The organism is Methylocaldum sp. 14B (genome assembly GCF_002005105.1).
Lineage (GTDB): Bacteria > Pseudomonadota > Gammaproteobacteria > Methylococcales > Methylococcaceae > Methylocaldum.
This window is the reverse complement of the sequence record NZ_MSCV01000046.1, coordinates 35,300-45,365: the sequence shown is the minus strand read 5'-3', so window position 1 is coordinate 45,365 and position 10,066 is coordinate 35,300. Positions and strand designations below refer to the sequence as shown.

Genomic DNA, 10,066 nt, shown 5'->3' with positions numbered 1-10,066 from the left:
CCGGCATAGCCGCGATTCAAACCAGGACGACGGGGCAAGCGACGATCTCCGAAATGGCTTTGCTGAAATCGCCGTTTTGACGTTTGACTACCAACAAGCGGCAGCCAGTGCGCTGCATCGAACGCAGTAAATTTGGAGCATCAAGCGGGCGGACGGAAACAAACTGCGCGGCTGCGCTTTGAACACAGCTTTCCAACGCCAACCTTTTTAATGCCTCGGATTCGGCCTCAGTTTCGGCCGGAAGGGCAACATTAAGTCGGCTTGATTCGAGCTCGGCCAACTCGACAGACATCCGTAAGGCGCGCTTAGCTTCCATAGATCCGTCGAATACAACCCAGATAGGGAATGTAGAGATCTTCTTCTTAACGCCCCTTTTATACGGCTCGGTTCTCTTGGGAAGGAAAACGACGTCAACCTGCTCGATCTGTGACATGACGGCGGAAACGAGATGTCCGCGCACTGTCCGGAAACTTACGTCAATTCGCAGGCTTTGATTCAGCCGGTACAACGTTTGCTGAATTTGTTCGGTGCTGGAGCGCAGGGTGCGCATCAGGCGTGGCAAATCGACTTTACGCTCGGCCGCGCAGATGCGATCAATCTCTATCGCGAACGGAAGCTCGGCCAAATTGATTAAGTTCGTCTCTTCCACATAAACTGCAATCAACTGCGCCTGCTTTCGTGCGGCGAGATGCGCCGCCAATTCGAGAATACCGATATCATGGCGCAGCACGTTCAAAGCAACCACGACTCGTTCGGAGATGGGAGCGTCTTCAGCCATAGCTTTGATTCTCTCCGGCTCTTTCCTGACTCCTGAACTCCTTCTGGATATCGATCCACTCCCTGAGGCGTTGTTCGATACGCCCGTTAATGCTATCTGGCGGGAATGCGCCTGTCACGTCACGTTCGCCGGCCGGCTTATCCATGAGCAGCTCTAAAGCCTGATCTACCGTGTCCACCGCGTAGACGTGAAATTTGCCCGATTCCGCGGCTTTGACTACATCCTGCCGCAGCATGAGGTGTTTGACGTTGGCACGGGGAATGATCACTCCCTGTTTTCCGCTTAGGCCAATCGAGGCGCAAATGTCAAAAAAGCCTTCGATCTTTTCGTTGACCCCGCCAATAGGTTGAACTTGTCCATTTTGATTGACCGAACCGGTTACCGCCAGCGACTGGCGAATCGGTAAATCGGCCAGTGACGATAAAATCGCACTGAGTTCCGCCAAGGACGCACTGTCGCCCTCGACCTGGCCGTAGGATTGTTCGAAGACGAGGCTGGCGGTCACTGAAAACGGCCGGGTCTTAGCATAACGATGTGCTAGGAAACCGGACAAAATCATCACACCTTTGCTGTGAATGGCGCCGCCCAGTTCGCTTTCCCGCTCGATGTCAAGAATTTTGCCGCTGCCCAACCGAGTGGTGGCGGTAATGCGGGACGGCTGGCCGAATGAAAAATCACCCAAGCTGATTACGGACAAGCCGTTGACCTGGCCAACCACCGCGCCTTCAGTGTCGATGAAAATCGTTCCGCGTCGAATGTTTTCATAAACTCGCTCGCGGAGCCGGTCAGCCCTACGGATCTGGTGATCGATGGCGGCCTGCACGTCGTCCCGAGTGATGATCGCGCGCTGTACCTGTGCCGCCCAGTGGTCGGCTTCCTTGAGAAGATCGTCCAGGCTGCGCAAATGGGTGGATAATTTCTCCGAATCTTCCACCAAGCGAGCCGCATGTTCCACTACCCGGATTACCGCTTCCTTGTCCAGCGGGCGCAACTGGTTTCTCCGCGCCAGGCTGGCGATAAGCCGAGCGTATAGTGCATTGCCGTCGGCATCTCGATCGATCGTTTCTTCGAAATCCGCCGAAACTTTGAAAAGCTCGCGAAATTCAGGATCGTAAACATTGAGCAAATAATAAAGAACGCGATCCCCGATCAAAATGATCTTGATATCCAGCGGAATCGGTTCCGGCTCCAGGCTCGAGGTACTGATTACGCTTAGCGCACGCTCCAAAGATTCGATACGGATTTCGCGCGACTGAAGAATGCGTTTCAGGCTGTCCCAAGCGAACGGCTGCATCAGCACTTTGCGAGCGTCCAGGATCAAATAGCCGCCGTTGGCGATATGCAAGGCGCCTGGTTTGATCATTGTGAAATCGGTGACCAGAGCGCCCATGTAGGCTTGGTATTCAACCCGTCCCACCAGATTGTTGTGACTCGGCAAGCTCTCGAAGACGACTGGGGCATATTTGCACTCGCTATTGTCGACCAATAGGTTCACCTTATAGCGCAGAAAAGGACTTGGCCGCGGCGCATGCCCGATCAACGTCGCTATGCCACCTTCCTGCTTCGGGAAAAAATCTTCCGCGTGATCGATGATTTCCCGTTGAGCTTCATTCAGATACTGAACGACTCCGGGAATGGCTTCGTAACGGGCTTTCAAATCGTCCATCAAATGGTTGACGGCAAACTCGGCAATTTCTCGATTCAGCGTTTTCAGCTTTTCCTTTGCTTCCTTGCGCCACACCGGAAATTGCTTCAACAGCTTTTGCAACTGCTGACGCAAATCCGTTACCGCCTCCTGAATCTGTTCCTGCTGATGCTCCGAAAGCTTTTGAAATTGCTCGGGTCCGAGCACTTCGCCTTTTTCGTCCACCGGAGCAAACGCAAATCCGGTAGGCGTTTCGATTAAAGCGATGCCGTGCTGCAAAGATTTTCGGCGTAACTCATTTAGAGCATTGATCTCGCGCTCCTTTGCTTCCTCCTCGATTTCTTCTGCGCGACCGCGGTATTCTTCACCCTCGAACGTCGCCGGAATGACGGTACTGAGTTCCTCGATGACTTGCTCCATGTCCCGGGCGAAGCGGCGCCCCTGACCGGCCGGCAATCTCAAGGCCTTGGGCTTCGAAGCTTCGCCGAAGTTGTTGACGTAGCACCAGTCGTCGGGTACCGGCCGGTTTTCAGCTTCGCGGCCGACGATTTCCTTAACCGCCGCCAGCTTCCCGGATCCGCTCGGACCTAGAGCGAAAATGTTGTAGCCCTTCTGGACGATGGAAATGCCGAACTGAATTGCATCCAGCGCTCGCTCTTGGCCTATCACGACACCGATATCGGCCAACTCGTCGGTGGTGGAGAAGTCGAATTCCTGTGGATCGCACGCTTTGTAGAGAACGCTCGCTGGAAGAGACTGTCGGTAGTAGCCCATAGAATTACTCAACTCTTCAAAAGGATGGTCGAAAAAATAGTCGGATATTTCAATAAGGCCGGCAATCACTCATGGCTCAGCATGAATCCGAGATGATTTAAATGCCGATTTTTCCAACTGATTCCGGAAAGCTAGAATTCTCGAACAAAGATCAGCATGGAACTCACAAAATAGTTAGGACTGGATGGCGTCAATTAATTCCCGAATTTGACAAGCCGATTCCGAGGGCATTTTCATCAATCATAATGTAGTGCGACGAATGATAATGAAGATTCTGACATCCAATGACAGGCCTGATCTTCCGCTCTACATGTAACGAATATACTTTAGGTCGAGTTTTCAGACTGATTTAAATGGCGATTAAACGGTATTGATGACAAAAAACGCGCCAATCGCCATAATTCGCCCCTTTTGGTTGCCGCTTCCGAATTATGTGGTTTAAGAACTTATCTTTATTACGTTTTACAGAACCTTTCGATCTTGACGTCGCAGAGTTCGAGCAAAAGCTCGATCAACGCCGCTTTCGTCCTTGCGGGAGTCTAGAGCCCGTCAGTTACGGCTGGTGCGCACCGCTCGGCAAGGATACTTTTCCCCTGGTCCACGTCACCAACGGATTTGCGATGGTGTGTGTTCAAAAGGAGGAAAAAATCGTTCCTGCCTCGGTAGTTAACGAAATCCTCTCGGAGCGGGTAGCCGAAGTCGAAGACCGGCAAGGCCGGCCGATGCGACGGAAAGAGCGGGACGCGCTACGCGATGAGGTGATGCAGGATTTACTGCCTCGCGCCTTTAGCCACAGCCGGCGCACCTATGCCTACATTGACCCGAAGGGCGGCTGGCTTGTTGCAGATAGCGCCAGCGCTAAGAAAACCGAGGAAATTGCTTCGCTGCTGCGTCAGTGTCTTGGTTCTTTGCCAGTGGTTCCTCCTGCGACCCAGGAGCGGCCCAGTGCTATCATGACCCACTGGGTTATGGATGCCGACTTGCCGTCGGATATCACTCTGGAAAGCGAATGCGAGTTGCGATCTCCGGAAGAAGACGGCGGTATCGTGCGCTGCCGCCGCCACGATCTGAGCGCACCGGAGATTCAAAATCACATTGAGGCCGGTAAAGAGGTCATCAAATTGGCTATCACTTGGAATGACCGTCTAAGCTTTGTTCTCGACGAGGCGTTTGGCATCAAGAAACTCCGTTTTCTGGACCTGGTACAGGAAGATGCGGCGGATATCGAAACGTCCGATCCGGTAGAACGCTTCGACGCGGATTTTGCAATCATGAGCCTCGAGTTAGCGACATTCTTGCCACGCTTCATCGAGCTCTTTGGCGGCGAAAACCTTCAAACGAAACAACCTGTGGTGTAGGAAAAACGCAATGTTGCTGAAAACAATCGAATTGGCGCGCATCAAGAGACGGGGGGCGGCCTGGCTAGCGATCGCGCTCATGCTTGCTGCCCCGCTCAATTCTACAGCGGAGGTGTTCGCACTTCCGACGGACGGTAGCGATCTAATCGGCGAGATTCGATATACGAAGGCGAAGCATGAAGATACGCTCATCGATATTGCGCGGGAGTTCAGCGTCGGTCAGGACGAAATCGTCATGGCCAATCCGACCGTCGACCGCTGGTTGCCTGGTGACGGTAAGGATGTATTGATCCCACGCCAATTTATCCTTCCCGATGCGCCACGTTCCGGCGTTGTCATCAATATTCCGGAAATGCGCCTTTACTACTATCCGGCTCAGCGGAAAGCGAAAGCGATACAAGTCGTTAGCTATCCGGTGAGCATCGGCCGAATGGATTGGCGCACTCCCTTGGGCGCCACCAAAATTGCGCAGAAAGTAAAGGACCCGGTTTGGGTACCTCCGGAAACCATCAAGCAAGAACACGCCCGGGACGGGGATATTTTACCGGACGTGGTCCCAGCGGGACCTCTGAATCCGCTCGGCCGCTTCGCCATGCGGCTTGGCGTTCCGGGCTACCTTATCCACGGCACCGGCACTGACAAGGCCTACGGCATCGGAATGCGAGTCACTCACGGATGCATTCGAATGTATCCAGAAGATATCGAGCGGCTTTTTCCGCTCGTCAATGTCGGTACCCCGGTCCATCTGGTCAACCAGCCGGTCAAGCTGGGCTGGTCGGCAGGGATTTTATATATGGAAGTCCATCAGCCGTTGGACGAAGACCGCATGACTTACGAACAGTTGCTCGACTCGGCTATGGATTTGATTGAGAAGAAAACGAAGGGTCGCGAGATCATTCTCGATGGCGCAGCGCTAAAGCAAGCGCTGCAGCAGCCAACTGGTATTCCGGTCGCTATCTCCAAACCGTCTGAGCCGATTCCGGAGCCGATTCAGACTTTGGGCGGCACGTAGCCTTCAGGCATCTGAGCTCCGCCGCCGAATAGAAATTTCTCGCGCTCCTTCGCCAGGAATCGTCGTGCTTCGGGCTCGAATGGTGTGAGCCGGTGCTCATTGATCAGCATGGTCTGGAGTTTGAGCCAATCCTGCCATGCCTGAGCGGAGATATGGTCGAAAATCCGCTGCCCTTCTACTCCAGGGAAGGGCGGTTTCTCCAAGCCTTCGGCCTCGACTCCCAAACGTGCACATTTAACTCGTCGCGTCATCAGTTACCTCGTAATGATCAGCACTATAGAAACCCAATTCGACTCGTTCCGCGCCATCCGCGCCCATTGAATTCGCTTGAATTCGCAGCTATCGATCCTGGCCGGCAATCTCGTTTACCAGTTTCAGTACCGGCGCCGGGAGCCCGATCGTTTTATCCGGTGTAAGCCATCGATAGAGCGATGGTTCGCTGATTCCGTAGTACTCGGAATGTGTGCGAGCCACCAGCGGAACAAAATCAAGGTGATAATGGGAAAAAGTATGCCGGCGCTGCGGGAGGCGCTCAAGCTCAAAACAATCGATATGCTGTTTCGTGCACCAAGCATATACGTCCTCTTCGCTATCGAACTCCGGCAAGCTCCAAAGACCTCCCCAAATGCCGGTATTCGGACGCTTTTCCAGGTAAAGCTCGCCACAGGCGTTTCTTAACACCAACATAAAACATTGTCGGACAGGTAGGGTTTGTTTTGGTTTCGGCGCTGGGATGGCGTCGACTCGCCCCGACTGAAGTGCCACGCAGTTCGCGCTGATCGGACAGGCGGAACAAACCGGTTTCCGCTTGGTGCATACGGTTGCTCCCAGATCCATCATGGCTTGGTTGTAGTCGGCGATACGGAGCGAAGGCGTCAATTCTTCGCTGAGTTGCCATAATCTCGCGAGAATCCGGGTGTCTCCAGGCCAGCCTTCGATACCCTGATATCGGCATAAAACCCGTTTGACGTTGCCATCCAGGATGGGTGCACGAATACCCGATCCGAGACTCAGGATCGCTCCAGCCGTAGAGCGTCCGATGCCGGGCAGAGCGCTCAATTCCTCGAGAGTGACGGGCAACTGTGCGTCGTGCTGTTCCACGATTATCCGCGCCGCTCGGTGTAGGTTACGAGCGCGCGCATAGTAGCCGAGCCCGGCCCAAAGTGCGATAACCTCGTCCAAGGATGCCTGGGCGAGCGCGTCGACAACAGGAAAATGGCCTACAAAACGCTCGAAGTACGGGATGACCGTTACGACTTGGGTCTGTTGGAGCATGATTTCCGAGATCCAAACTCGATAAGGTGTTCGGTCGACTTGCCAGGGCAGTTGCTTGCGCCCGTATCGATCGAACCAGGCAAGTACGGTCGCCCGGAATAGTTCATTTTGCATACGCGTGTAAGACGAGTGATTGAACGGCTGGTTTCAAATTTCAGGCGTCCGCAGATTTTTCCGGAACGGACGCTTGAAGCTTCGGTCAGTCTTCCTTTGCATAAACGATATAAGGCGGTCCGTGCATTGGGCCGCCCCCATTTTTCCATTAGAATAAGCAAGATTATTGTCGACAAGACGCAGCAAACCGAAAAATCATGTCTCTTTCGTTTCGAACACTCCTCCCGCTGATTTTTTTCAGTCTCGTCCTCTCCGCTTGCGGCCAGAAAGGACCACTTTACATACCCAGCGAAGATCCTGCTTCGAAAGAAGAACAGCGCTGATGGATTATTTCAATTATCACGACGGTACGTTGTACGCCGAGGATGTGTCCCTGCCTGCCATCGCAGAGCGTTACGGGACCCCCTGCTACGTCTATTCGCGTGCCACGATCGAACGCCACTGGCGGGCTTTCGACGACGCTTTCGCCGGTGAGCCACATTTGGTCTGCTATGCGGTGAAAGCCAATTCCAATCTGGCGGTGCTGAACGTCTTAGCGCGCCTGGGCTCGGGTTTCGATATCGTATCCGTCGGCGAATTGGAGCGGGTACTGGCGGCGGGCGGCGAGCCGGCGAAGATCGTTTTTTCCGGAGTGGGCAAGCGCGAAGATGAACTACGCCGCGCTCTGGAAGTCGGTATCCGTTGCTTCAACGTTGAAGTTCCGGGCGAACTGGATCGGTTAAATCGAATCGCCGGAGAACTCGGTGTAAAAGCTCCGATCTCGCTGCGCGTGAATCCGGACGTGGACGCTCTTACGCATCCGTACATTTCTACCGGGCTTCGGGAAAACAAATTCGGCATCGACGTCAGCGAAGCACTGCATCAATATCGGCGTGCAGCCGATATGCCGCATCTCGAAATTACCGGCATCGACTGCCACATTGGTTCTCAGCTGACGTCTGTCAGGCCCTTCCTCGATGCTCTCGATCGAGTTCTGGCGCTTGTCGATACCTTGAAAGAGCAGGGGATCAACCTCCATCACTTGGATTTAGGGGGAGGTCTAGGCATACGCTACCGCGATGAGCAGCCGCCCGAGCCTCGCGAATACGCGTCTGCGCTGTTGGGACGGCTCGCGCAAACGGATTACGAGATTCTCATCGAACCCGGCCGCGCGATTATCGGCAATGCCGGCGTTTTGCTGACCCGCGTGGAATACCTGAAATCCAATCAGGAGAAAAACTTCGCCATCGTCGATGCCGCTATGAATGACCTCATTAGACCAGCGCTCTACGATTCGTGGCAGGAAGTCGTGCCGGTCCGAACGGCAAGCAGCGTGGACAAAAAACGCTACGATATCGTCGGACCCGTTTGCGAAACCGGCGATTTTCTCGGCAAAGAGCGCGAGCTTTCGATCGCCGAGGGCGATCTGCTGGCAGTCCGTTCCGCAGGCGCGTACGGATTCAGCATGAGTTCAAATTACAATTCCCGCCCCCGGCCCGCCGAAGTCATGGTGGATGGAGGCCGGACTCACCTGATCCGAGAGCGGGAGACCACCGCGCAACTTTTTCAGGGCGAGCACGTAGTAGACTGATGGCACTGAAATTCACCAAAATGCATGGGCTAGGCAACGACTTCGTTGTTATCGATGGCGTGCGGCAGAGCGTTTCATTGACGCCGGAAAAGGTCCGTCATATTGCAGACCGACACTTTGGAATCGGCTGCGATCAGGTGTTGGTCGTTGAAGCCCCGATCAATTCAAACGCCGATTTTCGCTATCGAATCTTCAATGCGGATGGCTCCGAAGTAGCGCAATGCGGAAACGGTGCCCGCTGCTTTGCACAATTCGTTCACGATCACGGCATGTGCGACAAAAGCGAAATCGTAGTCGATACGGACGCCGGTCAATTGTGCTTGCTCCTTCGAGATAATGGACTCGTGACCGTTAACATGGGAGTTCCCAGGCATGCTCCTGCCGAAATCCCGCTGGACATTCCGGATGAGGCTGTTCTTTATGAGGTGGTGGTGGGTGGGAACCCGCGGCCGTTCGGCGCTGTATCGATGGGCAATCCGCACGCCGTGCTCAAGGTCGGTGATGTAGATCGTGCGCCGGTCGAAACCGTAGGACCGCTATTGGAAAACCATCCGATTTTTCCGCAACGCGCAAACATCGGCTTTGTCCAGATCATCAACCGACATCACATTAGGCTCCGAGTTTTTGAGCGCGGTTCCGGAGAAACCTTGGCTTGCGGCAGTGGAGCTTGCGCCGCAACAGTTGTTGGCATAGAGCAGGGAGATTTGAGCAGTCCGGTGCAAGTTGATCTCCCTGGCGGGTCCCTTAATATAACTTGGGAAGGACGGGGGAGGCCGGTGTTCATGACTGGACCGGCCGTTCGCGTGTTCGAGGGCGAAATCGAATTATGAGCTTGATTACTCCAAAGGCGCCAAAGCGTCATAAAGAAACGACTATCTCCGCTGACGAAGTGGAGGCCTATTTGCGCCAACATCCCGATTTTTTTTACGATCAATTGGATTTGCTGGAAATGCTGAAGGTGCCGCATCCCTGCGGGGAGGCAGTTTCCCTGGTGGCGCGCCAAATTTCGCTATTGCGGGACAGCAATCGGCAACTTCAATCACAGTTGAACGATATCTTGCAAATCGCCCGCGATAACGATGCCTTGCATCAGCGGATTCATCAATTGACGCTGACGTTACTCGATGCTGCGACTCTAGACGACACTTTAGGCAGTCTGACGTGGTGCCTGCACGAGTATTTTCAAGCCGACTTCGTCACGGTAAAAATTGTGCAGCCATCCATCGAAAGCCCAATCGCCGGCCTTTACGTGCCCTCCGACGACGTTGGGCTAGTTCTTTTCGCATCGGTCTTGGAGACTGGAAAACCCTACTGCGGAAAGCCGGACCCGGTTCATGCCAAATACATGTTCGGCAACAACGCCTCCGGCGTGCTCTCATACGCACTGATACCCCTGCAACATGCAGGACTTAAGGGATTGCTCGCTATCGGCAGCCGTGACGCAAGCCGATTCCAAACCGGTATGGGACTACATTTTCTCGGGCAGTTGGGGGAGGTCGTTTCCGCCCGACTGGCATCTTTGCTTAGCGAAGCGACGTAA

10 protein-coding genes are annotated in these 10,066 nt (G+C 54.2%); 6 read left to right on the top strand and 4 right to left on the bottom strand.

Annotation, left to right across the window (positions count from 1 at the left end):
• Positions 1-16 precede the first annotated feature (16 nt).
• A complete protein-coding gene (locus B2A78_RS23980) occupies positions 17-778 on the bottom strand; it encodes a hypothetical protein (RefSeq protein ID WP_077732576.1) in 762 nt (253 codons plus the stop codon).
• The gene (locus B2A78_RS23975) at positions 771-3,197 is read right to left on the bottom strand and encodes an ATP-binding protein (protein WP_077732575.1); all 2,427 of its coding nucleotides are present in this window, start codon (positions 3,195-3,197) and stop codon (positions 771-773) included. The genes B2A78_RS23980 and B2A78_RS23975 overlap by 8 nt, the downstream gene beginning before the upstream one ends.
• 431 nt (positions 3,198-3,628) lie before the next feature.
• Between B2A78_RS23975 and rdgC the strand changes: the two genes are divergently transcribed.
• The gene (gene rdgC / locus B2A78_RS23970; protein ID WP_077732574.1) at positions 3,629-4,555 is read left to right on the top strand and encodes a recombination-associated protein RdgC; all 927 of its coding nucleotides are present in this window, start codon (positions 3,629-3,631) and stop codon (positions 4,553-4,555) included.
• Positions 4,515-5,567 (top strand): L,D-transpeptidase family protein, encoded by a 1,053-nt coding sequence (locus B2A78_RS23965; protein WP_240502655.1) that lies wholly within the window; start codon positions 4,515-4,517, stop codon positions 5,565-5,567. Before rdgC ends, B2A78_RS23965 begins: the two co-directional genes overlap by 41 nt.
• On the opposite strand, the gene B2A78_RS23960 is transcribed toward B2A78_RS23965, so the two are convergent.
• The gene (locus tag B2A78_RS23960) at positions 5,546-5,818 is read right to left on the bottom strand and encodes an oxidative damage protection protein (RefSeq protein ID WP_077732573.1); all 273 of its coding nucleotides are present in this window, start codon (positions 5,816-5,818) and stop codon (positions 5,546-5,548) included. The genes B2A78_RS23965 and B2A78_RS23960 overlap by 22 nt on opposite strands.
• 88 nt (positions 5,819-5,906) lie before the next feature.
• Complete coding sequence (mutY, locus tag B2A78_RS23955) at positions 5,907-6,956, bottom strand: A/G-specific adenine glycosylase (RefSeq protein WP_077732572.1); 1,050 nt, start codon at positions 6,954-6,956, stop codon at positions 5,907-5,909.
• Positions 6,957-7,153: 197 nt separating this feature from the next.
• On the opposite strand from mutY, the gene B2A78_RS23950 reads away from it, so the two are divergent.
• From B2A78_RS23950 to B2A78_RS23935, 4 genes are read left to right on the top strand one after another with little or no spacing between them, the layout of a single operon-like run.
• Positions 7,154-7,279 (top strand): lipoprotein, encoded by a 126-nt coding sequence (locus tag B2A78_RS23950; RefSeq protein WP_077732571.1) that lies wholly within the window; start codon positions 7,154-7,156, stop codon positions 7,277-7,279.
• Positions 7,279-8,526, top strand: a complete 1,248-nt coding sequence (gene lysA, locus B2A78_RS23945; RefSeq protein WP_077732570.1) for a diaminopimelate decarboxylase — start codon at positions 7,279-7,281, stop codon at positions 8,524-8,526. Before B2A78_RS23950 ends, lysA begins: the two co-directional genes overlap by 1 nt.
• The gene (gene dapF, locus B2A78_RS23940; RefSeq protein WP_077732569.1) at positions 8,526-9,356 is read left to right on the top strand and encodes a diaminopimelate epimerase; all 831 of its coding nucleotides are present in this window, start codon (positions 8,526-8,528) and stop codon (positions 9,354-9,356) included. The genes lysA and dapF overlap by 1 nt, the downstream gene beginning before the upstream one ends.
• Positions 9,353-10,066: a DUF484 family protein gene (locus tag B2A78_RS23935; RefSeq protein ID WP_077732568.1), complete on the top strand. Its 714-nt coding sequence runs from the start codon at positions 9,353-9,355 to the stop codon at positions 10,064-10,066. Before dapF ends, B2A78_RS23935 begins: the two co-directional genes overlap by 4 nt.